A 23656-nucleotide genomic window follows, 5' to 3' on the forward strand; every position below is an offset into this window, starting at 1 on the left:
ATTAATGGTGATACTATTATCTTAATGGATGATGCTATCATAGATAAGCCTTGCTGCTACAATCATCATCGCTATTGAGACCAATCTTCTAAGCACTATATCCCTTACCCTTCCTAGTAGCCTAGAGCCTATCTGCGCACCAGTGAATGTTCCTCCAACCAACATCACTGCAAGCATGTACTCTGGATGCCCAAGCATTGCATGTGTAGCAACACCAGAGATTGATGATAATAGTATGATAAGATGCACTGTAGGTACTGCTACATGCATATCCATTCTAAGAACCATGAGCATCATAGGTACAAGTATTGCTCCACCACCAACCCCAAAGAGGCTTGCTATGAAACCAGAGAGGAAGCTTACAGCATATGATACCTGCTTTGGGTAGTGCTTCTCTTTGACATGGTAGTATGGGTTTATGAGCATATAGGATGCTACTCCTGCAAGTAAGAGTGCAAAGTACAGTTTGAATGATGCAAGATCTAGCAGGGATGATGAGTATGCACCAATAACTGCTCCTGGTAATGCAAATACTGCAAGTCTTGATGCAGTAGCATAATCTATTCTACCAACCCCCCTCCTACTACTACCCCTCCTCTTCTTCTTATTCTGCCTATCTCTCCCATCACTACCATCATCATTATCGTTACTACCATCACCATCACCATTACTATCATAGCTACTACTGCTACCCATGTTGGTTCTATTACTATCATTGCTATGATCTTCCCTCTCTCTGTAATTACTCCTGCTACCTCTCTGCATAGCATATGATGCTGTTGAGGATGCTGATGTTGAGAGTACTGTGAACATACTTGTACCAGCGATCCTGCTAGGTTCTATGCCTAGGAATGCAAGTGCTGGCACTATTATAAAGCCTCCACCCAATCCAAGCAGGGAGCCTAGTATACCTGCAGATATCCCTACTACAACAACCACCAATATACCTATCGCATCCAAACCAATCAACCATCCAACAGAAAGGAGTAGAAACTAGCATAATATATAAAGAAAGGGTATATTGATTGGTAGAAGAGGAAGGCTGGGTTAGGTTGAGGATCATCCTTGTAGGTTTTGGAGTTGTAGGACAGAACCTAGTGAAGCTGCTACTATCAAGGGCAGATGATATATACTTGAGGTATGGTATGAAGCCAAGGTTGGTTGCTACAGTAGATAGCAAGGGGGTAGCAGTAAGCCAATCTGGTCTTGATTTGCAGAGACTGCTTGAGGTTAAGAGGTTGTATGGTACTGTAGCAGCATACCATGATGATGGGCAGAGAGGCGAGTCAGCAGATATAGATTTGATAGATAGGAAGAAGGGTGGTAGATGTAGGGTAGAGGAGATAATAAGGGAGATGGATGCTGAAGTACTTGTAGAGGCTACTCCAACGAATCTGAACGATGGTGAGCCAGGCTTGAGCAACATAACCACTGCAATAAAGCATGGAAGGAACGTTGTCACTGTAAACAAGGGTCCATTGGCACTTGCAATGCCATCCCTACTCGAACTTGCAGAGTACAATGGTGTTATGCTAAGGTTCAGCGGTACAGTTGGAGGAGGTACACCAATACTTGAGTTTGCAAAGCACTGCTTGAGGGGCGATAGGATACTCTCATTCAAAGGTATACTCAATGGTACAACCAACTACATACTCAGCATGATGGAAGATGGGCTAACATTCGATGAGGCGCTAAATGATGCTAGGAGCAAAGGTTATGCAGAGGCAGACCCAAGCCTTGATATAGATGGGTTTGATGCTGCTGCAAAGTTGGTCATCATGGCAAACTGGATAATGGGTATGAAGGTAACCATGAGGGATGTGAGGTTCAAAGGTATAAGGGATGTAAGGCTAGAGGATATTCTTGAGGCTAAGAAGCATGGAAAGGTTATAAAGTTGATAGCCTCATGTGATGAGAGTAGGAGGCTAAGGGTTGAGCCAATGAGTATAGATAAGAATGAGCCTCTATGCGTCAATGGCACGCTAAACGCTGTAACCTTCACATCTGAGCACTCTGGAGAATTAACAGTGATAGGCAAGGGTGCTGGAGGTATGGAGACTGCAAGTGCTATACTAAGGGATCTAATAGAGGTTAGGGAGGCTATGGGTATGGGTATAGGGTTGAATAGGAGTTGAGGGAGTACCATCTATCCAAGAGTGATATAGATGTTATTATGCAGAGGATAAGGGATGGATGGCCAAGGCATGTAAGTACAGGAATAAAGAAACCCAAATCATTAAAGATAATAGAGATGGATGATGGGAGCATTGATGATAACTCTATACTTGTTGGTGAAGGTATGATACTTGTTATTAAAGATGGCATGATACTACCATTCTTAACTATGAATTCTTTACTTGCACTCTTTCCGAGTGTCACAGTTGATATGGGTGCTGTGAAGCATGTATGCAATGGTGCAGATGTCATGCGACCAGGGATAGTAAACATGGATGAGTTTGATAAAGGCGGTATAGTTGGTGTGAATGATGAGAGATATGGAAAGTATATAGCAGTTGGCATAGCATCTGTAAGCAGTAATGATGCAAGAGCTATGAGCAAGGGTGTTGTTGTATATAACAAGCACTACATAGGCGATAGGTTCTGGGAGGAGTGCAAGAGGAGGAGCATAACCTGATACCATACCTTAATCTATTGTTTATAAATAAATTGTATGTTCATTCGCTAATCCACTAATTAGTTAGTTCGTTCATAGCATCCATTTTATGTTTCTTGGTTTTTGTTTATACTTAACTTAACTTAAGCATGAGAGACTCTTCCTTACAACCATTCTTAGTTATTATCAGCATATCTACACCATCACCACTTGCAGCATCCCTTGCCACTGCTGCCCTTATTGCCTTGAGAGTAAGGTCCCTAGCCTCCTGCTCATTCATATCTGGCCTATATGCACTCTCTATAACACCTATGGCCATCTCAGCCCCTGTGCCTACTGCTGCATAATCATCTGGGAGTATTGAGCCCAATGGATCTAGGGTGTAGATGGCTGGCTTCTCAGTATAAACATCTATACCTCCTATTATTATCTGTGTAAGCAATGGGAAGTACCTCCTCTCGAAGAGGAGTACTGAGACCAACTTGCCTATGGAGTTTGGAGGAACCTCTCTCCTTATCTCAAATGACTTAAGCCTTGCTATAGACTCTACCTGCCTCATAAGTATCTGCATATCAGCAACCATACCAGCACATGCTGCACCTACCCTCTCAGTTATCTTGAATACCTTCTTCCCAGATCTACTTACAACGTATGTTCCAAAGGATACCCTCTTCTCAGCAGCAAGTACTACACCATCAGCAAAAGCTATCCCTACTGCTGTTGCTCCTGGCATGAACTGCTCGAATGCCATATCACACCACCATTATGCACATGCTAGGTAAATTTAGTCTTTTCTACCTAGCCTTGCTGTAAAGAGAAGTATCATTGCTATCAGCCCTGCTAGTATAGGAGGGGCTAGAGGGAACTCTGGTATCACTCTAGCAGTAGCATTAAGCCTCTCAACATTGCTGCCATTGCTCAACTCTACCTCAACGTTCCATACACCTTCCATACTTGGAATGAACTCATCCTCAGCCTTGCCATTGCTTATACCCTTTGTTACTTCTCTTACTATGCTACCATCTGGGCCTATCCATATGAACCTTGCAGTATTCATGCTGGAGTGTACAACAGCCCTTATGCTCTGCCCAACATCCACAGTACCATTCAGCAGTTGTAGTGATGACTTACCTTCATCCCTGCCCAGTTCTATACCCTCAGTACTACTGATCTTGAATACCTGAACCCTGTTGTTCCCAGTATCAACCACAACAAGCATATCATCACGTACAGCAACACCAGTTGGGAAGCTGAACTCTCCATCTCCTGAGCCTTCCTTTCCAAACTTGAATAGGAAGTTACCGTTACTGTCAAATACTTGGATCCTGTTGTTGAATGTATCAGCAACTATAATGTTACCATAGCCATCAACTGCAACCCCATTTGGAAAGCTGAACTCTCCATCTCCTGAGCCTTCCTTTCCAAACTTGAATAGGAAGTTACCGTTGCTGTCAAATACTTGGATCCTATGCATATAGGTATCAGTAACTATTATCCTATCCTTGCTATCTACTGCAACGCTTATGGGATAGGTGAACTGCCCATCGTAGGAACTTGGCTCGCCAAACTGAAACTTATATACACCATTCCTATCAAATACTTGTACCCTGTAGTTGTGTAGATCTGCAACTATTATATCTCCATTACTGTTTACTGTTACCCCAGATGGATGTGTAAATCCTCCAGGATCATACCCTGGTATACCAAACTTGAATAGGAAGTTACCGTTGCTGTCAAATACTTGGATTCTGTTGTTAAAGTTATCAGTAACTATTATCCTACCATTGCTATCTATCACAGCACCATATGGAGTGTTGAACATACCATCGGAATCATTGTAACCTGTTATTATCTTAAGTAAATTAATGTTGTATCTATTCTCAGCATAAGCATCTACTATAGATATGGAGATGAGCATTACAATGATAAGTAAGAATGGAGATGGTTGCATCAACTGAGTGATTGTGCAGAGTATTTAAATCTTCTAAGAGAATAAAAAGAAAATATATGGATTATCCTACTTACTGGAATCTACCCTTTGCTGGATTCTCATCCAACGTTGGGTACCAATTTGCATTTGGTATCGCTATTACACCCATGCCTCCCCATGAATCGCCTAGATCAACATCTCCAGCAACTGCTATCATTGGATCATTCTTCTCTATTGCCTCTTCTATCTTCTCAACATCTATTACTCTGAGCACTGGTGCAAACTTTGCTGTCACATATGCGTAGAGCCCTCCACCTTGCTTATAGCCATATGAGACACCATGTGTACCTGCATAGCCTGGTATTACTAATGCTACATCTATCTTGCTTGGATCCTCATAATCTAACTTCACAACAGTTATTGCTGGCTTTGCATGCTTCTCATCATCTATAACGAACAGTCCTCCAGAGTTTGCACTTATCACGTATCTACCATCTGGGGTTATTGGGCTCTGTATTGGTGTTCCATTAACCTTGAGAACCTTCACTAGTGTTGGGTTTGATGGGCCTCCAACCTTCTCGCCTATATCGTATATTAAGAGTCTTCCTTGCAGTAGCCTATCGTGCTCTAGCATCACAAATGCAGTTACCCAGTACCTATGTCCATTGATCTCTGGCCCAATGTATGATGCTATAGGTATACCTGCGCCCAACTTCTTTCCTGGAGATGCTGGATCATCAAGTTGAGCAGGGTTTATTGGTTTATGCATCTCCTTCCTCTCATTCAGAGAGAGTACTGCTATATGATTGGCCATATGGTATGGTCCTGCTATCAATCCATCTGGAGTAAGCCAGAAGCCATGTGGACCTGCAAGAGGAACACTAGCCCTTATTGAGAATTCTGGCTTTATATCCTCTGCCTTCACATTTGGATCGAACATCTTGCTAGCATCGAAGACTTGGAACTCAGATCCAGCGTTTATACCTGTTACAACCCACTTGTTATCTGGTGTAACTGCTATATGTGCTGGATCCATGCCAGTTGTAATGTAGTTCTTGAATATCTCATGCTTCTCAGCATCTATGACTGTTAGGTAGTTGTCGTGCCAGTTGGTCTGTACAACAAACTTACCATCTGCTGACTCCCAGAGGTTATGAGGATTGTTGAGACCTTGGCCTATCTTTGCCTTCCTCTCCCAGGTAGTTGCATCTATAACATTTATGCTGCCTGGCCATGGCTTTGCAAACTTACCTAGCAGAGTGCCAAGGTACTTGTCCTTCATGCTATCGAACTGTGCATCAACCCATACCTCACCAACTCCTGGTGTAGTTGGTTTTGGTAGTATGCTAGCAGGTCTCTCCCATGGACCTGGACCCCATATCCATGATGCGAACTTTTGTGTTGTTATATCATTTGCTGGATCGCTATCCTGTGTTATTGCATTATATGGTACACCAACTGAGATCACACCAACCATGTATGGGTGGATTGCACATACATACACATATACACCAGCATCTGGCTTCCATACCTGTGATCTATCACCAGGGTTAAGTATTGCTAGTGTCTTTGCTGTGAACTCCTTATCCATATTCAACTGGAGATCTGTTATCCTTGTTACTACTGTTATTGTATGAACTGATGCAGCCTCACTAGCATCCCATTGTACTGATGTTCCAGGCTCTATCTGTAGTGCTGATGGTACAAACCATGGTACAAACTCACTAACAACAATGGTTCTAGGCATCTCTACCTGAGGCTGAGGTAGTTCTCCACTCACTGCTCTAGCCTGGTAGTACACTGTTACTGTAGCATTGAACTGCTCGCCCTTTGCATTGTGTATTGCTACAGCAATAGCATTGTTGAATGCCCAACTACCTTCACTACCAACATCAAGGTATACCTCAAGATCAGCCTCAGCTCCTTCAAGTGGTCCTTGTCCCTTCCATGGTATTGCACCAGGGAATGTACCCTTTGGATGCAATATCGCAACATCAATAGACTTGTCTGCCTTGAATGTTAACCTACCAGAGTAGACAACGTTTTCCTGTGGTGGTAGCACAACTGCTATCTGATGCTGCTCATGTCCAACACCAAAAGACTCAAAGTCTGATGTCAACTGCTTAGTCTCTATTGAACGCTTGATCCTTGCAGCATCAACATTCTGAAGGCTTATTGGTGCTATTAGGAAACCGAAGACCGCTACTGCTGCTATGATTGCACCTAACACGGTTTTGTTCATCACCTAACTCTACCTATACAGACTATATAAGATTTTTGTACCATAATACTTAAATATATCAGTAAGAAAGTGATCTTATGATCAAATGTGTTTGAAATAGTGTATTTAGTTACCCTAATATGATAATTACACCTTCTATTAGTGATTAATTGTGACTATTGAGTTATTCTATCATGCCTCTTCATGACATATGCTATCTCATCTATCATATCAGTTGGCATGATATGTAGACCAAGCCTATTGTAAGCATTGATGCCAGCAGAACCATTTATGTATGCAGAAGCTATAGCAGCATCAAATGGCTCCATGCCCTTGGCAAGTAAACCTGCCAGGAGCCCTGAGAGTATATCCCCTGTACCTCCTACAGTCATCGCACATGTATGTATCCTATTGATAGCAACCTTGAAGCCATTTGAGATAACATCAACCCATCCCTTCAGTAACACCGTTATGTTATACTGCCTTGCCTCCTTCATAACATTCATGACCCTCTCCTGCTCACTTGCACCAGCATCATAACCAAAGAGTCTCTTGAACTCTCCAGCATGGGGTGTAACAACAACCCTTCTACCCTTAACCACCTGTAGCACATCCTGTATTAGTGCACTTGCATCAAGCACTATACTACTACCCCTATTGCTGCTATTAGACTCTACAAGGTACATTATGAGGTCCTTTAGTGCATCTACCTTTGCTATGCTCAAGCCCATACCTATAGCAGCGCTATCAACCCTCTTTGGTAGCATACCCTTGAGCCTGTTAACTGAGCCCTTTGTTAACCTAGCATCTGGGAGTGGTAGCACTATTATGCTTGGATTATATGCCCTCAAGGCTGGAGCAATGCTCTCTGGCACAGCAACATAAACAAGATCTACTCCACTCCTGTATGCTGCTAGCGCTGCTAAGAGTGGTGCGCCATGGTATATCTTGCTCCCTCCAACTATTAACACTACACCATTATCCCCCTTCTTTGCTCTACTAGATCTAGCAGGTATCAACTGCTTTACGTAATGCTCGTCAACCTCTATCAGATCACTGCTCATTCATCATGACCTTCCTTCCAAAGGCTAAATAAGTTGTATGCCCAACCATCCTGAATACTGGCCTTGTCATTCCCTCTCTAGCCTCTATATGCCTTATCATCAACTCTGTAAACTCAAGGTCAACAAACTTTCCCTTCATTGCTGATGAGATCTTCTCTAGTTGGTTCATAGTAGGGCATACTGCACATAGGGGTGCACTACCCTTCATAGCATCATATACATTCTCAAGGACCTTCCATGGGTCTCCAACATCTATAACTGCAGCATCAACATCGCTAACCTCTAACCTCTCAGCACTAGCATCCTTGTTTATTATTGTAACATAAGGCTCAAGACCCAACCTACTCAGATTCCTCTTTGCTATAGGGATGAACTCACCCCTAACCTCGTAAGAGTATACATGTCCTTCAGGCTTGATTATGCTTGCTAGGAATGTTGTTAGTGCCCCACTCCCCATACCTACTTCTAGTACATTCATACCAGAGCGTATGCCTAGTCTTGAGGCTATGTAGCCCATATCCTTTGGGTACACTATCTGAGTTCTCCTCTCACTCTTCATGACAACATCGTACGTTGTGGGCTTGAGAAGGTATATCCTCTTCCCTAGACTACTCTCTATGTATGAGCCGTACTCCTTACCTATAGCCTCATCAATATCTATAATGCCTAGATGTGTGTGCATCTTCTTACCCTTCTCTACCCTAATGAGCCATGATCTCTTGCCATGGAATAATATTAGGTAAGTACCCTCTCCTATCACACTATCATCCATATTTCTTACTAGCAATGAGTAGAGCATTATTAAATATTTGTTATATCATCATTCCTCTGCTCATGTTGAAGATAAAGCTATAGGCTAGGATAGTGTTGTTATGGTTATTGTATGGTTGCGATTGTGCTTATGATTAGCAGTATTTGAAATAAATTATATGACATCATCTCCCTTTACCATCTTTGCAAGTTTGCCCTTCAACTTCACATCTAGCCTAAAGTCATCTGGCGATAGAGAGTCTCTGGTACGCCTCCTTATCACTAGACCACATCTGCCCTCAGTAAGCAACTTGCTCCTTACACAACTAGCATATGCACATGATGGACCTAGGCATTCTTGCTCAAGCCAATCACACCATAGAATATTGCCCTTGAATCTCAGCACGTTCTTACCACACTTGAACCATGTACACTTTGGCCAACACATACCATCCTTATCTGGACCCTCAACCTTCATGCCTCTACCCTTATCTACACTTCACTGATAAAAATAATTTTCTTTTCTACAAATATAAAGTATGTGTTGGTAACCTAACTATATATCATCATCTTGCATTTGCTCTTCCAGATACGAGTTAGTATTATCCACAGATTTATGGGTTGTACTCTAGCCATCCAGAATAGGCTAATGTAAAGCAAAGCATCCTCTACATCCTCTCCAGCGCATCTATACCTAGTAGGTACATGCAGTTACTCATGGTTGTTGTGAATGCCTTAACTATGGATAGCCTCATCCTTATTAGATCTGTATCCTTCTCATGCAGCACAGGCACCTTCTCGTAGAACTCATTGAATACCATTGCAAGGGTGTAGCAGTACCTTGCTATTGTCTTGGGGTTTAGGCTCTTAACTGTATCCTCAACAACCAGATCGAACCTTGCTATAGTCTTGATCAACGCAACCTCTCCATTACCTATAAGATGGGTAGATGAAGGGTCTATATCTATGCCTCCTCTTCTCCCTCCTTCTTCTTCCCCTTCTTCTCCTCCTCTTCCTTCTCCTACTACTACTGCTGCTATCCTTGATGCCTTCTCCAATATCCTTGATGCTCTAGCATATGCATACTGTATGTATTGACCACTCTCACCCTGTAGGTTTAGAGCATCCTCTATATCGAATGTTATTATCTTATCAAGATCCTGCTTGAGCATACTGTACCTCAGTGCTGCAACTGCTATACTCTCAGCAGTACTATGCAGCCATTGTTCATCCCCATCTGGGTTCCTTGCCTTAACCTCCTCATAAGCCTTGTTGTGAAGCCTATCAAGCATATCATCTGCATTTATGTATATACCCTCTCTCCCCTTCATATGAGCAAACCTCCTATCACCTATATCTATGTTGAATAGCCTTGCTGTACTAGCACTCAATGCTACAACCTCATATGCTAGATGCTTGTATCTACTGCTATCCTTATCTAGCATTGATAGTATCTTGGCTATGATCTTCTGTAACCTACTCTGCCTTACATCTATTACAGTTATAGCAATATCTGCACCATTGAGCTTAAGCAGAGAACCATTACTATAGAGTGATGTTGCCCATAGCATGCTACCATCTGGCTGCTTAGCATACTCTACATACTTGAATGGATCCTCTACTATCCCTAACTTCCACATTGCATATGGTATATCCTTTGCTATGTACGTTGCTGTACCATCGCTCCTCACAAGTACCTTCTCCTCACCCTCTATGCCTGCTTTAACCACTATACATCCATGGTATTTGGATGCAGGATCATCATCAACCTTGAGTATATCCTTTGACTGCATAAGACTCAATGCCTTATCCCAGAGTCTTGATGCTATGATCTGTGACTCAAAGTTGAGGCAGTCATACCTTGCATTTAGCCTCCAACATGTCTTCAACTGCTCATTCAATACCCTACAGGTAACCTCTCTAGCAAACCTTGCTATATCTGAGTTGTAATCCTCCATTGCCTTAAGCACTTCTCTCCTCTTTGCAAGGAGAGATGGGTCATGCTCATACATCTCATTAACCTTAACATATACCTCATCCCCACAGTAGTGGTCGAACTTCTTGCTACTCTCAAGTGGGAAGTTAAGGAACATGAACCCAACTATGATATCTGCAACCTGTAGACCAGAGTCATCTATGTAGTTTAGCACTATAGCATCATGGTTTGTAAACCTCAATAGCCTGTATATGGTATCTCCAAGCACTAGGTTGCGCACATGCCCTATATGCAATGCCTTGTTTGGGTTCACACTTGTATGCTCTATCAGCACCCTCTTACCCTTCCCAATATCTATGGAGCCATACATCCTACCCTTACTCTTAACCTCCTCCAACGTAATCCTTGCAAGTTCATGCATGTCTAGCCTGAAGTTTATGTACCCTGCCTTGTGAGGCTCCATCGCTCTTATCAACCTACACTTTGCAATTGATCCTGAACATAATCTGCATATCTCCTCTGCTATCATGCTTGGGCTCTTCCTAAGTATCTTGCTTAGCTGGAATGCTATGTTGGAGTATAGATCGCCATACTGCTCCTCCTTGGGCTCTGCAACATCATATGCTACATCCTTCAACCCATAATGGCTTATAGCCTCATCCAGCAGCGCTCTTGCCTCATCTATAGCCTTTCTCATTGTCATATTTGATAACCTGCCACACTACTGCTTACTACTCCTCATCTATATCATTTATTGCTATTGCTATTGTTATTGCTACTACTACTAATGCCATTGCAATCATCCACCATCTCAACCATGTTATCTACAACATACTGTAATGCTTCTATCAAACCATTACCATTCTTGCCCTTAACACTTACCTTTGCCATACTCTTCACTTCATCATCCGCATTCCCTATGGCTATACTATACCCACATGAGAGGAAGAGTGGTATATCAGTTGCACTATCCCCTATGGCAATGCACTCCTCAAGCCTTATGCCTAGATTATCTAGTGCTACTCTCAGCCCTACAGCCTTGTTTATGCTCTCATGATTTATATGGTAAGCATACATGCTATCAACTATAACCACTGGAAGTCCCTCCTTCCTTATTATATCCATTGCATCATCTATACTGAACGTACGTTCAAGAACAACTTCTGTCATCCTTGGGAATACTGGCTTCAACCTAACATCTGTTATTCTACTCCTCAACAGTTCATATGCCCTCTCGCTATAGCCCTTATCAACAAGCAGTATATGCTCGGTTGGCGAGGTTGTTATAACTCCACCATTCTCCCCTATAGCAACCCTTGTTGTACCAAGGAACATAGCCAGTATGTAAGCCTCTATCGATGATCTCCCAGTAACGAAGAGCACCCTATAGCCTGAACGTTCCAATGCTCTAAGCATTGAGAGCGATTGGAGATGAACCTTGCTACCATTCTCTGTCAGTGTACCATCTATATCTATTGCAAATGCTCTAACCTTCATCATCCCAACCTCTAACTTTATAAAGAATAAATAGTTATGCTGCTTTGCTCATCAACTATATATCCACTACACTACCATGCTACCAACACTTACTATACTATACTACAACCCATCTATATCTATCTACCCTTGCTTAACACATTGATTACATCCTCATCTGATACTGGGCTAAAGTCCTCATAGAACTCCCCAACTGCACCAAAGTCTACAGGGAGGAGGAGTGATACTATCCTGTCTACCTTGCCCTTCATAACCTCATACACATCTCTGGGCATGACTGGAACAGCAAGAGTTATTGATGCTGGTCTATGGTCTCTACACCATGCTATGCTGACGAGTACAGTTGCGCCAGTTGCTATACCATCATCAACCAGCACCACATGCCTACCTTCAATGCTGTACTGAGTGCTTCCTCTATAGAGCATGAGCATCCTTACACTCTCCTTCATCCTCTCCTCCTTCGCACTCTGTATGTAACCCTGCTCAACACTTAGCATCCTTGCTATATGCTCGTTTATGTAGCATTTACCATCATGCATAACTGCCCCTAGAGCAAGTTCAGGATTGTATGGTGAGCCTATCTTCCTAGGCACTATAACATCAAGCGTAGCATCTATACATTGTGCAATCGCATAGCCAACAATAACACCGCCCCTTGCTATTGCAAGTATTAGTGCATCTTTACCCTTCAAGTATGCAAGTTCGCTGCATAGGAGCGATCCTGCATGTACTCTATCCTTGAACCTCACAGTATGATTGCTATACACATGATCAAATCCTTTTCTATCTATTAGAAAGAATCAATAAAATGGAGTGAGGGGTGTAGGCTTTTGCATCTAGCCCTTAACAAGGTTCAGCAGTAATGCATCTGGCTCATAAAAGTCATTCCTACTACTATCCCTCAGCCCCTTCAGTGTATCTACAATCCTTGCATAACCTGTACGCTCTGCTAACCCGAATATACCCTCCTTTAGTCCCATGCCAAGCATAAGGGCCTTCTCAACATCATCCTTGCCTGCAACATCATTGCTTATAAGCCATGATGCATTATTTACTGCAACTGCTAGAAGCCTCACAGGATCATAGCGCTCAGCCTCCTGCATACTCAACTCTACCCTTGCATATGAACCCTGCTTGTACTCATAGAAGCCTCTACCAGACTTCTGCCCATAGTGTCCTTTGCTGTAAAGATCCTCAATGATTGGGCATGGGTTCACAACCTTCCTATCCCTAGCATACATCTCCTTCGTTGCCTTGTGCACAACATCTATGCCAGTGTAGTCAGCCAACTCAAATATACCCATGGGGAAGCCAAGCTTGAACTTGAATGCTGCATCTATCTCCCTCATCCCTGCCTTACCCTCCTTGAGTTCCCATGCAGCCTCATGCACTAGTGGTATGAATATCCTGTTCACTATGAACCCAGCAACATCCTTCCTGCAGAGTATGGGCTCCTTCCTTAGACTCTTAACATAGTTGATTGCTACATCTAGAGTGCTCTTTGATGTCCTTGCTCCTGGTATAACCTCAACAAGTTGCATAAGTTGGGGAGGGTTGAAGAAGTGTATTCCTATGAACCTATCCTCCCTCTTCGTTGCACCTGCCATCTCTGTTATAGGCAATGTACTTGTATTTGATGCAAATATTGTATGGGATGGGGCAATGCTATCTATCTTTTCAAATGTCTCCTTCTTAAGCCTCATATCCTCTGGTATAGCCTCTATGATGAGATCAGCATCCTTTACAGCCTCTTCAATATCAACAGTTACTCTTATCCTCTCTAGTATGCTATTCATCTCATCCCCTGATATCCTGCCCTTCTCCACAAGTTTGCTTAGACTCCATCTTATCCTCTCCATAGCCTTATCAAGGAACTGCTGCTCTATATCACGCATAACAACCTTGTAGCCAGCCATCGCTGAGATCTGTGCTATGCCATGACCCATTATGCCAGAGCCTAGAACAGTTATCCTCTCTATGGCCATGTGTGAACTGGAATATGGCTTAATATATAATATTATAATATTGAGTTGGTTAGGCTATACTCTTCCTAACCTTCTCATCCACCTTTGCCTCTAACTCTGCTATCAATTCAAGTATATCCTTCTTGTTTGCATTAAGGTAGTTCTTTCCTCTATCAGCATCCTTCAACCTTATAAGGTAGAGCCTCAGATCCCTGTGAAGATCTGGTACATGCTCTATAAGTATTGAGCCAAAGAACCTTGGTTCAACTAATCTGCTTATATGCTCTACAACAGCATCAACATCGCCCTTCTCAACGCTACTCCTTGTCTTGTCTATCTCCTCGCTTAACTCCTTGAATACATGAACCCTCTCAAGTACCTCCTTGCTCCTGTTCCTGTTCTCATCTGTATCTGTATGCATTGTCTGTGGCTTCTCTAAGCCTATCCTACTTGCAAATTCTGGGGCAAGCTCGTACTGATCCTCCTTACCCATCGTTAAACCCAACTGTATACCTGTCTTCTTAACTACAAGTCCCTTCAGCAGTAATGAGTTCAATGCCTCCTCTATCTCCTGCCTATTCATCCCTGTGACCCAGATTATCTTACCAACGTTGCTGTGCCCCATCCTTATGGCCTCTAGCACAACAACTTCTATTATCCTCTTGAAGACTATATCATGCTTTATATTATCAAGATCTCTATCCTTAACAGCCTTCCTAGCATACGCTATATCTATCTCTATTGCTCTCTTCAATGCATCTATAGCCTCCTCAACCCTCCCTGCAAGTGAGAGGTAGCATGCTTTGTTGTACCATCCCATCCCATCGTTCGGATCTATATCTATAACCCTATTGACACACTCTATAGCCTTATCGTAGTTCTTCATCTTATAGAACGCTAGAGCCTTGAGGTTCCATGCCTCAGTGTTATTTGGCTCTATTGCTAATGCCTTATCGTATGAGATTATTGCTTGGGAGTAGTTGTTGAGGTGGAAGAAGCAGTAACCCCTCTTTATCCATGCATCTATTAAGTTTGGATCAAGCCTTAGAGCAAGATCGAAGTACTGTATAGCCTCATCTAGGTTCTCATCAGCCATCTTGTTCAAGCCCTTCTTGAAGAGGTCCTGCACTGCAGCAGAAGTCTGCCTCTGCCCACCCTGATCCTTACTACCTTCATACTCATCACTACCCTCATCCTGCCTCTCACTACTCTTCTTGGTAGCCCCCTTTGAAGAGCCCCAGAAGAATCTACCCATATCCCTATTAATTGATTATAAACATAAATAGGTTTTGGTCTCTAACATGTAAGGTATAGCATAGTGTGCAAATAGCAACAAAATAGTTGAATATAGTGTATGAGGATGATTAATAAGGAAGTTGAGTTATGATATGGGGATGGAAGGTAATGAAGAGGTTTATCCAGTCAAGAGCTATGAAGGGTTTGAGCAGAAGGTTGTAGATGGTTACACAATCTACAAGAGCAGCAAACGTTGGGTTGCATTGGTTGTTGTTGAGACAAGCAATGGTAGGGAGTTGAGGCTATACTCATGGGAGATGAGGAAGGGTGAGTGGAAGGTTGCCCTTGCAAGCCAGAACGTTGGGTTCTGGGACTGGGATGTTATAGTTGGGAAGGTGAAGGAGCTCAAGGAGAAGTATGCAATAAAGTAAGCGATGACAAGTTTACAGATGCATCTCTTGCTTTACTCTATCATTCCTTACAAGCTTACAAGCAGTACAATATGCTGGAGAGATGCTATTGTATAGATCATGTACCAAGTATAGCCCTCTTCATCTCCTCTGCCCTACCTCTTATTATGTAGTACATCTCAAGCAACTCCTCTTGGTTCATAGCCCTCCTATTCATAACTGTGAAGTAGTTGTAGAACCCACCTATTATCTCCCCAACAGCTATGCCTAAAGCAAAATCAGCATCGTTACTTACCAATGGTCTGAACGACCTTGCAATGTTAACAAAGTCAGCACTCTGCGTTATTGTATCATCTATCAACTGCTCAAGCACATCCCTGAGTTGCTTATTCAAGCCCATATACATCTAGTTGCTCCAACAGATAAATAATCTTATTCTGATTAGTTAATTATTTATTCTAGGTTGTAGAGATGTTAGTATTATGCATCTATGGCATGATATAGAGCCTGGGGAGCATATACCAGAGATAGTCAATGTAATAGTTGAGATACCAAAGGGTTCACAGAACAAGTATGAGTATGATAAGGATAAGAACATAGTAAAACTTGATAGAGTGCTCTTCTCCCCCCTCCACTATCCTGGTGACTATGGACTCATACCCAGAACACTTGCAGAGGATGGTGACCCTCTTGATGCTCTTGTACTTGTAAGCAACCCAACATATCCAGGTGTGCTTATACAAGCCAGACCTATAGGACTGCTGAGGATGGTAGACTCTGGTATGAAGGATGATAAGATTCTATGCGTAGCAAAGGATGATCCTAGGTATGAAGGGTACAAGAGCATGATGGATATGGAGGAGCATGTGTTGAAGGAGATAGCACACTTCTTCCAGGTGTATAAGCAGCTTGAAGGAAAAGAGGTTGAGGTTATAGGTTGGAAGGATGCTGATGAGGCTAAACAGGTAATCCTTAATGCTATAGAGAACTACAGAAAGGGGTTAATTGAGAAGCGTTAAAGTAATAAAGTTATTACAATCAAAAAATTTAGATGCAAGTGTATATGATTTACCAATATGAGTAAAAGTATGATGGATGAAGCATCGCCATACGATATATTCTGGGAACTTGCTGGTGAGTTAAGGAGGAGCATACTCTTCAAGTTGAGTGAGAAGAGCATGAAGCTCTCAACCCTTGCAAAAGAGTTGGATGCTACAGTGCAAGAGGTACACAGAAATACCAACAGGCTAATTGATGCTGGGCTTGTTAAGAAGGATGCTGATGGAATGCTCTCACTAACAACATATGGTAGGAGTGTGATAACACAGATACCATCGTTCGAGTTCCTAGCAAAGAACAAGCACTACTTTGAGGAGCATACGTTTGGAGATCTACCAATGAAGTTCATACAACGTATTGGTGCACTTAACAACACTGAACTTGTCAATGGTGTTGTTGCAGTGCTTGAGAGGTGGAAGATGATGTATGCTAATGCTCAGGAGTATATAATGGAGTTGATGGCTCAAGTGCCTCTAGACCTTATAGAACCTCTAGTAGAGAGGGTCAGGCAGGGTATAAGATTCTCATACATATTTGGCTACAATACCATAGTACCAAAAGGTAGGAAGGAGATACTCAACAGGCTAGGCTGGCAGGAGTACATAAGGAAGGGTATAGTTGAGAGGAGGATGTGTGAGAGGGTTGAGGTTATGGTTATAGCAACAGATAAGCATGCTGCTGTACTCTTCCCTGATCAGCATGGTAATACAGATCTCAACCACATGCTATTTGGTAGCGATCCATTGTTCCGTGAATGGTGCATAGACTTCTTCAGGTACAAGTGGTATGCCTCTGGTTCATTCGATGAGAGCAAGTTGAAGGAGGTCTAACCTGTAGATAAAATTAATGAATAATAAGCTGCCTTCTTGATGATTATTCTAGAAATGAAATTCTTATTATTTTATGCTGAAGCATGTTTATATTCAAATTCTTATAGTATAGTGTTGGTGATCAGGATGATAGAGGTATACGCAATAATTGCGTTCGTAGTAGGGATGTTCGGTACATATACAATACTTGACATAATAAGCAAGAGGAAGACCAAGACCAACATGACAATGGTAAGGAGTAATAAGTAGCATAAGAGATTTTTTTTCTATCTTAGAGTACCTATTTATCTTTATTATTTATATTATCATTGATTGTATTCAACAAAAATTAGGGTAAAGATCAATTCATCAACCATGCTATGGGGATATCCTGATAGTGCCCATCTGGGAGTATGCGCCTTATGGATATAGGCAGTGCCTTACTACTCAGTTCATACTCTGCTATTGAGATAGGATCTACTGCATCCTTTGGTATCTGGATGAGTGGTGGTGCGCCTAGAGATAGTTGCAGTGCTCTAGCACCAACTATCCTAGCCTTCTCAAACCTTGTTAGCCTAGCAGGACCTATCAGAACCTTTCTATCCTCTGCTCTAACCTCTACAAGGTTTATGCTTACCTCATTGCTACCCTTCGATGACTGCTCCTGCTGCAGCTGTGCTTGCTGATCTACTTGAGTTCTCTCTACCTCAACAACAAGTGTAGAACCTACTTGTGCTTGAACATCCTTCCTCTCAGCACTCTCATCCAAAGTATCTTTAACATCATGCTCTTGCTTACCAGCATCATCACTCCTTCCCTTCTCTTCCTTCTTTGATGCTTTACTCTTCTTTGACTTGGAAGGTTTGCCCTCTTCTACCAAACAGATGCAGAATCCTTAACAATACAAATAAACGTTACTGCTGGTGAATGCTTGCATAATGTCTGTATCTAGGATAAGGCTTACTCTAGAACTGAAGGGCAAAGGTAGGTGTGAGTGCGAGTTTGCTAGGCATCTAGCCCCACTCACAGTAGGCTCAATACTTAGAGCATTGCCAATAGAGGGTAGGGCTCATAGGTACGATGGACTCTTCATCTACATGGAGACAGGGCTGGCAGTTGGTAGGGAGAAGCAGAGGGATGAGTTCAAGAGGGGGGATATAGGGTTCATGGTTGCAAATGGTGCTGTATGCATATTCCTCAAGGATATAAAGGGTATGATGTTCAACCCTTTGGGAAGGGTCGTAAGCAATATGGATGTACTAGAGAGTACAAGCGCTGGAGATGTACTCTTGCTTGCTTCCGCCTAATCATTATAAGATGCTACACTATACAATCAATAACAATAATATCCTCTCTACCTATTTGGTAGCCTTGCTATCTACAAGTTGATAGACGTAGTGCCCACTATAGCCTCCAAACCTCTTAAGCATACCTTGAGCCTCAAACCTCTTCAGTATAGAGTTTGCAACTGAGACCTTAACCCCTATGCTCCTTGCTAGTGCATGAGCAGTTATAGCCTTGAGGGAGGATAGGGCATTGATCACCTGCTTATCATCAACCATCACAGCACCTTTCTGCCTCTCCTCACCCTTCTCCTTCTTGCCCTTCTCCTTCCTCGCCTCTTGCTCCTGTTCCTTAAGCTGCCTCTTAGCCTCTGCTCCTATTGACTTCTTTCCTGCTCCACCCATGTGATTGAGTTAGGGCAACCAACTTATTAACCTATCATGTTAAATGTGCTGTATGGACTACTCTATAGTGGTAGATGTATTCAACGAGATGGAGGCTACAAGCAAGAGAACAGAACTTACCGATCTCATCGTTAGATTACTCAAGAGCACTCCAAAAGAACTCATAGACAAGGTTGTATACCTCATGCTTGGAAGGCTAAAGCCAGAGTATGAGGGTATAGAACTTGGTATAGCGGATAAGATGGCCCTTAGAGCACTATCCATATCCTCTGGCATTGATATGAAGAAGGTTGAGGAGATGTATGTAAGGAGAGGGGATATAGGCGAGGCTGCTGAGGAGGCATTGAGCAAGAGGCTTCAATCAGTACTCTTCAAGGATAGGCTAACTGTAGAGAGGGTTTACTCTACACTAGAGAAGGTTGCAATGCTCAAAGGCGAAGGCTCTCAAGATGTAAAGATAAGGTATCTATGCAACCTACTTAACGATGCTGAGCCTAGAGAGGGTAAGTACATACTTAAGATGGTTACTGCTAAGTTAAGGCTGGGTATAGCAGATTATACACTGCTTGATGCACTAGCAATAGCATTCACAGAGAGCAAGGAGAATAGAGAGGTTCTTGAGAGGGCCTATAACCTTACAAGTGATCTTGGGTTGGTAGCAAGGGTGCTAGTGTATGGAGGGCTTGATGCTGTAAAGGCGATAAGGATGGAACTCTTCAGGCCTATAAGACCAATGTTGGCTGAGAGGGTCTCAAGCGCTGAAGAAGCACTTGGGAGGATGGGGGGGAGGTGTGCTGCAGAGTACAAGCTTGATGGCGAGAGGCTTCAGATACACAAGCATGATGATACAGTTAAGATCTTCTCTAGGAGGCTTGAGGATATAACCAATCATTACCCTGATGCTGTAGATGCTATAGCAGGTATAAGAAGAGCAAGAGACCTCATAGTTGAAGGGGAGGCAGTTGCAATAAATCAGGATACCCAGGAGTATCTACCTTTCCAGGAGTTGATGCATAGGCGCAGGAAGTATGGTATAGAGGAGGCTATGAAGGAGTATCCTATAACCTTGAACCTATTCGATATCCTCTACATAGATGGTAAGGAGTGCATAGATCTTCCATACATGGAGAGGAGGAGGATACTTGAGGATCTTATCTCTGATGTAGAGAGTAGCAATAGTAGTAGTATGGTAAGTATAGTTCCTATGCTTATGGTAAGTGATGCAAAGAGCATAGAGGATTACATGTTTAAGGCAATAAATGAAGGGTGCGAGGGGCTAATGCTCAAGGATCTTAACAGCCCATACAGGGCTGGTGCAAGGGGCTATGCATGGATCAAGTTGAAGAGGGAGTATAGGAGTGAGTTGGCAGATACCCTAGACCTTGTTGTCGTTGGTGCATTCCATGGTAGAGGTAGGAGGACTGGAAGGTATGGTGCACTGCTCCTAGCATCATACAACAGGGAGGATGATACATTCTATACAGTATGCAAGGTTGGTACAGGGTTCACAGATGAGGATCTGGAGAGGTTCCATACTATGCTCAGCCCATACATACTCAAGCATAGACATGTTAGGGTAAACTCAAGGCTTGATGCTGATGTATGGTTCGAACCCAAGATAGTTATAGAGGTTATAGCATCTGAGATAACGCTCAGCCCATTGCATACATGTGCACTGAACGTTATAAGGGAGGGTAATGGCCTAGCGTTGAGGTTCCCAAAGTTCACTGGAAGGATAAGGGATGATAAGAATGCTGAAGATGCTACAAGTGTTGATGAGATAGTATCTATGTATAGGAGGCAGTTGAAGGTTACAAGGCAGGTTCAGAGTAATGAAGGGAGTGCAGATAGGATAGAGTGAGTGATTTATTTATCAATTAACTGAGCAGTAGTAGCAAGAGTGTTTGTTATGGTTAACTAACTAACTGATTGGCTGAATGGCTGGGTTGATGGATTTATGGATTTATGGCTGGATAAGTGAATAAGCATTCCACCAATCAATAAACCATGCTATCATCATCTTGATTTACACCTTCATGACTGCTCTATTATCACTGTTAACCTCTGAATGCTGGGGAACCTCTTCCTTACACTCTTCTTTATGCTATTAGCAAGTCTCTTGAACTCAGCAACAGTCATGCTACCATCAAGCACCACATTTATATCAGCATACAAGAATGGACCCATAGGACGCAATGATATACTGCTAACCTTCACACCATGGCTCCTCTCTATAAGGGTCTTTACCTGCTCAACCATCTGAGGATTACTTATTATATCCAAGAGCACCAATGAAGAGTCCTTGAGTATGTAGTATGATATGGAGAAGATGAATGCTGCTATTATTATAGCGCCTATGGGATCTGCCTGTGGGAAACCAAGGTACACTGCTACAAGTATGCTGAAGAACCCTATCACTGAGGCCATGCTATCCTTTATTGCATTCCTTGCTCCAGCCTTCAATGAGAGTAGTTTATACCTACCTGCTATCCTATTCATCTGCACTGCCCTATAGCCAGATATGCCAGCAGCAAATGCAAGGGTTATCAATGCTATCTCTGGATGCACAATCTCTATAGGATTGATCAACGCCTCTACTGCTCTAACTATTATCACTATACCCATTCCAACCATGCCTATTGCAGCAACGAATGCAGCGAAGCTCTCTATCTTGTAGTAGCCTAACCAAGGTTGGTTTGCATCATTGCCTGAACCATTGCTTCCCTTACTATTATTATTCTGCTTAGTAGCAAAGAATAAGCCAAGTAGTACTATGAGTATTATTGCAGAGTCACCAAACGAGTCTATACCATCTGCTATGAGCACTACACTATTGCTTATTAATCCTATGGCTACCTCAGCAACCCCAAGCGCAAATAGGGTTATGAATGCTATCTTGGATACCCTTCTACCAGCATCAAAACCCACGGTATGATCATCACTACCACTACTATCGCTATCCATAGCTTCTGGTACAGGATTAGATTATTCAACATCCTATATAAGATTTTACCATGCAAGCTGTAGTGTGTAGGCATGGTCATGCATATCAGATAAGATACCTTGCATTGTGCTATACCAACCATTAAATATCACTACTGAGGAGTATGCATATGCCTATATTTGCAAAGGTGAGCGAGAAGGAGATAACCAGAGCTATAGCGGAGATGTTCCATGAGACGTTCATGGAGTATGCTGATAGCGATGTTATAATAATAGGTGCTGGTCCTGCAGGGCTTATGGCTGGAAGGGATCTTGCAAGAAGAGGATTCAAGACACTCATAGTTGAGCAGAACAACTACCTTGGAGGAGGGTTCTGGATTGGAGGCTTCATGATGAACCCTATAACCATCAGGGCTCCAGCAAACAAGATCTTAGATGAGTTGGGTGTGAAGTATAAAGAGGTTAGCGATGGTCTATACGCAACTCCTGGTCCCAATGCATGCTCCAAGTTGATAGCATCTGCATGTGATGCTGGAGTGAAGTTCCTTAACCTAACAAAGTTTGATGACCTAGTGCTTAGGAGGAATAGGGTTGCTGGTGTTGTTGTTAACTGGATGCCAGTATCTGCACTCCCAAGGAACATAACATGCGTTGATCCAGTAGCACTAGAGGCTAAGGTTGTTATAGATGCATCTGGTCATGATGCTGTTGCTGTGAAGAGGCTCATGGATAGAGGGCTAGTTAAGTTCTCTGGCATGAACCCAATGTGGGTTGAGCAGTCTGAGGATTTGGTAGTTGAGCATACATCAGAGGTTTACCCAGGACTGATAGCTGCTGGAATGAGTGTTGCTGAGACATTTGGGCTCCCAAGGATGGGACCTACATTTGGTGCCATGCTACTATCTGGAAGGAGGGCAGCAGAGATAGCAGCAATGAAGTTGAAGGAAGAGGTTGAGGTAAGCGTAGAACCCTGATTAGATAATAGATCTACATAAGATAAGATCTCTACTAGAGCTGGTAGTAACTATGCTAGCAGTAAAGTATACAATTATACAATCTATTTTTGCTCATATGCTATAGTTACATTCTCACCCTTAACAAGTAGGCTTATCAACCTTGATATGAGATTGCATCTATTAGATGCTATGCATAGATGAGCATTGCTCTCAGCATCATTCATGATACATACTTTATTATTATTAGTATAGTACATGCCTACATTACCCTCCTTCCCTCTCCTTACAATGCCAAATGCTGACTTGATAAGTTCAATGACAAGCCTAAAGAGTGCTGCCCTACCCCCATATGCCTTTATACAGTCAGGGTTGAAGTACAACAACCAGAACATGCCATCTGGATCATTACAGTGTTCATATAGCAGAGACTTGATCCTGTAACCCTCTATGCTGTTAAGCCCTATAAGCATCATCCCATCTCCCATCTTAGCGAGTCTATACACTAGGAAGGCAAACCTTGTACAGTAATTACACCTATCATCATACAATAGGAGTAGTGGTAGCGATGGTGACGTCATT

At 42.6% G+C, this 23656-nt stretch carries 26 protein-coding genes; 9 read left to right on the forward strand and 17 right to left on the reverse strand.

Features of this window, described 5'->3' with window-relative positions; all coding sequences use genetic code 11:
• Nucleotides 1-21: 21 nt before the first annotated feature.
• Nucleotides 22-960, reverse strand: a complete 939-nt coding sequence (locus tag CRG89_RS06985; RefSeq protein ID WP_158648773.1) for a sulfite exporter TauE/SafE family protein — start codon at nt 958-960, stop codon at nt 22-24.
• Between the two features lie 92 nt (nt 961-1052).
• On the opposite strand from CRG89_RS06985, the gene CRG89_RS06990 reads away from it, so the two are divergent.
• Together CRG89_RS06990 and CRG89_RS06995 are read left to right on the forward strand one after the other, a co-directional pair.
• Complete coding sequence (locus CRG89_RS06990) at nt 1053-2135, forward strand: homoserine dehydrogenase (protein WP_103287971.1); 1083 nt, start codon at nt 1053-1055, stop codon at nt 2133-2135.
• Nucleotides 2132-2635: a PUA domain-containing protein gene (locus tag CRG89_RS06995; RefSeq protein ID WP_103287560.1), complete on the forward strand. Its 504-nt coding sequence runs from the start codon at nt 2132-2134 to the stop codon at nt 2633-2635. Before CRG89_RS06990 ends, CRG89_RS06995 begins: the two co-directional genes overlap by 4 nt.
• Before the next feature lie 112 nt (nt 2636-2747).
• Here the strand turns inward: CRG89_RS06995 and CRG89_RS07000 are convergent, their stop codons facing one another.
• From CRG89_RS07000 to CRG89_RS07050, 11 genes are all read right to left on the reverse strand, one after another.
• On the reverse strand, nt 2748-3365 hold the full coding sequence (locus CRG89_RS07000; RefSeq protein WP_197706687.1) for an Ntn hydrolase family protein: 618 nt from the start codon (nt 3363-3365) through the stop codon (nt 2748-2750).
• 33 nt (nt 3366-3398) lie between these two features.
• On the reverse strand, nt 3399-4565 hold the full coding sequence (locus CRG89_RS07005; RefSeq protein WP_103287561.1) for a 6-bladed beta-propeller: 1167 nt from the start codon (nt 4563-4565) through the stop codon (nt 3399-3401).
• 70 nt (nt 4566-4635) lie between these two features.
• The gene (locus CRG89_RS07010; protein WP_148695119.1) at nt 4636-6786 is read right to left on the reverse strand and encodes a YVTN family beta-propeller repeat protein; all 2151 of its coding nucleotides are present in this window, start codon (nt 6784-6786) and stop codon (nt 4636-4638) included.
• A 155-nt stretch (nt 6787-6941) separates the two neighbouring features.
• A complete protein-coding gene (locus CRG89_RS07015; RefSeq protein WP_103287563.1) occupies nt 6942-7829 on the reverse strand; it encodes an NAD(P)H-hydrate dehydratase in 888 nt (295 codons plus the stop codon).
• Nucleotides 7819-8601: a tRNA (adenine-N1)-methyltransferase gene (locus tag CRG89_RS07020; protein ID WP_103287973.1), complete on the reverse strand. Its 783-nt coding sequence runs from the start codon at nt 8599-8601 to the stop codon at nt 7819-7821. Before CRG89_RS07020 ends, CRG89_RS07015 begins: the two co-directional genes overlap by 11 nt.
• A 153-nt stretch (nt 8602-8754) precedes the next feature.
• Nucleotides 8755-9057 (reverse strand): hypothetical protein, encoded by a 303-nt coding sequence (locus CRG89_RS07025; RefSeq protein ID WP_103287564.1) that lies wholly within the window; start codon nt 9055-9057, stop codon nt 8755-8757.
• Between the two features lie 190 nt (nt 9058-9247).
• The gene (locus tag CRG89_RS07030) at nt 9248-11218 is read right to left on the reverse strand and encodes an arginine--tRNA ligase (protein WP_103287565.1); all 1971 of its coding nucleotides are present in this window, start codon (nt 11216-11218) and stop codon (nt 9248-9250) included.
• 44 nt (nt 11219-11262) lie between these two features.
• Nucleotides 11263-12015: a phosphoglycolate phosphatase gene (locus CRG89_RS07035; protein WP_197706686.1), complete on the reverse strand. Its 753-nt coding sequence runs from the start codon at nt 12013-12015 to the stop codon at nt 11263-11265.
• Nucleotides 12016-12131: 116 nt separating this feature from the next.
• On the reverse strand, nt 12132-12779 hold the full coding sequence (locus CRG89_RS07040) for a phosphoribosyltransferase (protein WP_158648774.1): 648 nt from the start codon (nt 12777-12779) through the stop codon (nt 12132-12134).
• Between the two features lie 69 nt (nt 12780-12848).
• Nucleotides 12849-13997, reverse strand: coding sequence for a 3-hydroxyacyl-CoA dehydrogenase (locus tag CRG89_RS07045; protein ID WP_103287567.1), 1149 nt, complete (start codon nt 13995-13997; stop codon nt 12849-12851).
• Nucleotides 13998-14046: 49 nt separating this feature from the next.
• On the reverse strand, nt 14047-15231 hold the full coding sequence (locus tag CRG89_RS07050; RefSeq protein ID WP_103287568.1) for a tetratricopeptide repeat protein: 1185 nt from the start codon (nt 15229-15231) through the stop codon (nt 14047-14049).
• Between the two features lie 133 nt (nt 15232-15364).
• On the opposite strand from CRG89_RS07050, the gene CRG89_RS07055 reads away from it, so the two are divergent.
• A complete protein-coding gene (locus CRG89_RS07055) occupies nt 15365-15643 on the forward strand; it encodes a hypothetical protein (protein ID WP_103287569.1) in 279 nt (92 codons plus the stop codon).
• Nucleotides 15644-15740: 97 nt separating this feature from the next.
• Here CRG89_RS07055 and CRG89_RS07060 read toward each other — a convergent pair whose 3' ends face one another.
• Entirely contained in the window at nt 15741-16022 is a 282-nt protein-coding gene (locus tag CRG89_RS07060) for a hypothetical protein (protein WP_103287570.1), read from the reverse strand.
• An 82-nt stretch (nt 16023-16104) separates the two neighbouring features.
• Here CRG89_RS07060 and CRG89_RS07065 point away from each other — a divergent pair, with 82 nt between their 5' ends.
• The 3 genes from CRG89_RS07065 (at nt 16105) to CRG89_RS09125 (ending at nt 17760) form a co-directional block, all read left to right on the forward strand.
• Nucleotides 16105-16641: an inorganic diphosphatase gene (locus CRG89_RS07065; RefSeq protein ID WP_103287571.1), complete on the forward strand. Its 537-nt coding sequence runs from the start codon at nt 16105-16107 to the stop codon at nt 16639-16641.
• A gap of 57 nt (nt 16642-16698) precedes the next feature.
• A complete protein-coding gene (locus CRG89_RS07070) occupies nt 16699-17511 on the forward strand; it encodes a helix-turn-helix transcriptional regulator (protein ID WP_172437508.1) in 813 nt (270 codons plus the stop codon).
• Nucleotides 17512-17637: 126 nt separating this feature from the next.
• Nucleotides 17638-17760: a hypothetical protein gene (locus CRG89_RS09125; RefSeq protein ID WP_269459689.1), complete on the forward strand. Its 123-nt coding sequence runs from the start codon at nt 17638-17640 to the stop codon at nt 17758-17760.
• Between the two features lie 91 nt (nt 17761-17851).
• Here CRG89_RS09125 and CRG89_RS07075 read toward each other — a convergent pair whose 3' ends face one another.
• Nucleotides 17852-18370, reverse strand: a complete 519-nt coding sequence (locus CRG89_RS07075) for a DNA-directed RNA polymerase subunit K (protein ID WP_197706685.1) — start codon at nt 18368-18370, stop codon at nt 17852-17854.
• A gap of 43 nt (nt 18371-18413) precedes the next feature.
• Here CRG89_RS07075 and CRG89_RS07080 point away from each other — a divergent pair, with 43 nt between their 5' ends.
• Complete coding sequence (locus tag CRG89_RS07080) at nt 18414-18797, forward strand: cyclophilin-like fold protein (protein ID WP_148695118.1); 384 nt, start codon at nt 18414-18416, stop codon at nt 18795-18797.
• 51 nt (nt 18798-18848) lie between these two features.
• On the opposite strand, the gene CRG89_RS07085 is transcribed toward CRG89_RS07080, so the two are convergent.
• Nucleotides 18849-19178, reverse strand: coding sequence for a 30S ribosomal protein S25 (locus CRG89_RS07085; protein ID WP_103287574.1), 330 nt, complete (start codon nt 19176-19178; stop codon nt 18849-18851).
• Between the two features lie 52 nt (nt 19179-19230).
• Here CRG89_RS07085 and CRG89_RS07090 point away from each other — a divergent pair, with 52 nt between their 5' ends.
• The gene (locus CRG89_RS07090) at nt 19231-21039 is read left to right on the forward strand and encodes an ATP-dependent DNA ligase (RefSeq protein WP_103287575.1); all 1809 of its coding nucleotides are present in this window, start codon (nt 19231-19233) and stop codon (nt 21037-21039) included.
• A 173-nt stretch (nt 21040-21212) separates the two neighbouring features.
• Here the strand turns inward: CRG89_RS07090 and CRG89_RS07095 are convergent, their stop codons facing one another.
• Entirely contained in the window at nt 21213-22142 is a 930-nt protein-coding gene (locus CRG89_RS07095) for a cation diffusion facilitator family transporter (protein ID WP_103287576.1), read from the reverse strand.
• A 143-nt stretch (nt 22143-22285) separates the two neighbouring features.
• Between CRG89_RS07095 and CRG89_RS07100 the strand changes: the two genes are divergently transcribed.
• Nucleotides 22286-23095 (forward strand): sulfide-dependent adenosine diphosphate thiazole synthase, encoded by an 810-nt coding sequence (locus tag CRG89_RS07100; protein ID WP_103287577.1) that lies wholly within the window; start codon nt 22286-22288, stop codon nt 23093-23095.
• 83 nt (nt 23096-23178) lie between these two features.
• On the opposite strand, the gene CRG89_RS07105 is transcribed toward CRG89_RS07100, so the two are convergent.
• A complete protein-coding gene (locus tag CRG89_RS07105; RefSeq protein ID WP_103287578.1) occupies nt 23179-23655 on the reverse strand; it encodes a hypothetical protein in 477 nt (158 codons plus the stop codon).
• Nucleotide 23656 lies beyond the last annotated feature (1 nt).

Origin of the sequence: Candidatus Nitrosocaldus islandicus (assembly GCF_002906215.1) — an archaeon.
Classification (GTDB): domain Archaea; phylum Thermoproteota; class Nitrososphaeria; order Nitrososphaerales; family Nitrosocaldaceae; genus Nitrosocaldus; species Nitrosocaldus cavascurensis.

Coding starts and splice junctions, on each gene's coding strand:
- CRG89_RS07000 (WP_197706687.1), bottom strand. CDS start 3,365: ATGGCATTCGAGCAGTTCATGCCAGGAGCAACAGCAGTAGGGATAGCT.
- CRG89_RS07005 (WP_103287561.1), bottom strand. CDS start 4,565: ATGCAACCATCTCCATTCTTACTTATCATTGTAATGCTCATCTCCATA.
- CRG89_RS07010 (WP_148695119.1), bottom strand. CDS start 6,786: ATGAACAAAACCGTGTTAGGTGCAATCATAGCAGCAGTAGCGGTCTTC.
- CRG89_RS07015 (WP_103287563.1), bottom strand. CDS start 7,829: ATGAGCAGTGATCTGATAGAGGTTGACGAGCATTACGTAAAGCAGTTG.
- CRG89_RS07020 (WP_103287973.1), bottom strand. CDS start 8,601: ATGGATGATAGTGTGATAGGAGAGGGTACTTACCTAATATTATTCCAT.
- CRG89_RS07025 (WP_103287564.1), bottom strand. CDS start 9,057: ATGAAGGTTGAGGGTCCAGATAAGGATGGTATGTGTTGGCCAAAGTGT.
- CRG89_RS07030 (WP_103287565.1), bottom strand. CDS start 11,218: ATGACAATGAGAAAGGCTATAGATGAGGCAAGAGCGCTGCTGGATGAG.
- CRG89_RS07035 (WP_197706686.1), bottom strand. CDS start 12,015: ATGATGAAGGTTAGAGCATTTGCAATAGATATAGATGGTACACTGACA.
- CRG89_RS07045 (WP_103287567.1), bottom strand. CDS start 13,997: ATGGCCATAGAGAGGATAACTGTTCTAGGCTCTGGCATAATGGGTCAT.
- CRG89_RS07050 (WP_103287568.1), bottom strand. CDS start 15,231: ATGGGTAGATTCTTCTGGGGCTCTTCAAAGGGGGCTACCAAGAAGAGT.
- CRG89_RS07055 (WP_103287569.1), top strand. CDS start 15,365: ATGGGGATGGAAGGTAATGAAGAGGTTTATCCAGTCAAGAGCTATGAA.
- CRG89_RS07060 (WP_103287570.1), bottom strand. CDS start 16,022: ATGGGCTTGAATAAGCAACTCAGGGATGTGCTTGAGCAGTTGATAGAT.
- CRG89_RS07065 (WP_103287571.1), top strand. CDS start 16,105: ATGCATCTATGGCATGATATAGAGCCTGGGGAGCATATACCAGAGATA.
- CRG89_RS07070 (WP_172437508.1), top strand. CDS start 16,699: ATGAGTAAAAGTATGATGGATGAAGCATCGCCATACGATATATTCTGG.
- CRG89_RS09125 (WP_269459689.1), top strand. CDS start 17,638: ATGATAGAGGTATACGCAATAATTGCGTTCGTAGTAGGGATGTTCGGT.
- CRG89_RS07085 (WP_103287574.1), bottom strand. CDS start 19,178: ATGGGTGGAGCAGGAAAGAAGTCAATAGGAGCAGAGGCTAAGAGGCAG.
- CRG89_RS07090 (WP_103287575.1), top strand. CDS start 19,231: ATGGACTACTCTATAGTGGTAGATGTATTCAACGAGATGGAGGCTACA.
- CRG89_RS07095 (WP_103287576.1), bottom strand. CDS start 22,142: ATGGATAGCGATAGTAGTGGTAGTGATGATCATACCGTGGGTTTTGAT.
- CRG89_RS07100 (WP_103287577.1), top strand. CDS start 22,286: ATGCATATGCCTATATTTGCAAAGGTGAGCGAGAAGGAGATAACCAGA.
- CRG89_RS07105 (WP_103287578.1), bottom strand. CDS start 23,655: ATGACGTCACCATCGCTACCACTACTCCTATTGTATGATGATAGGTGT.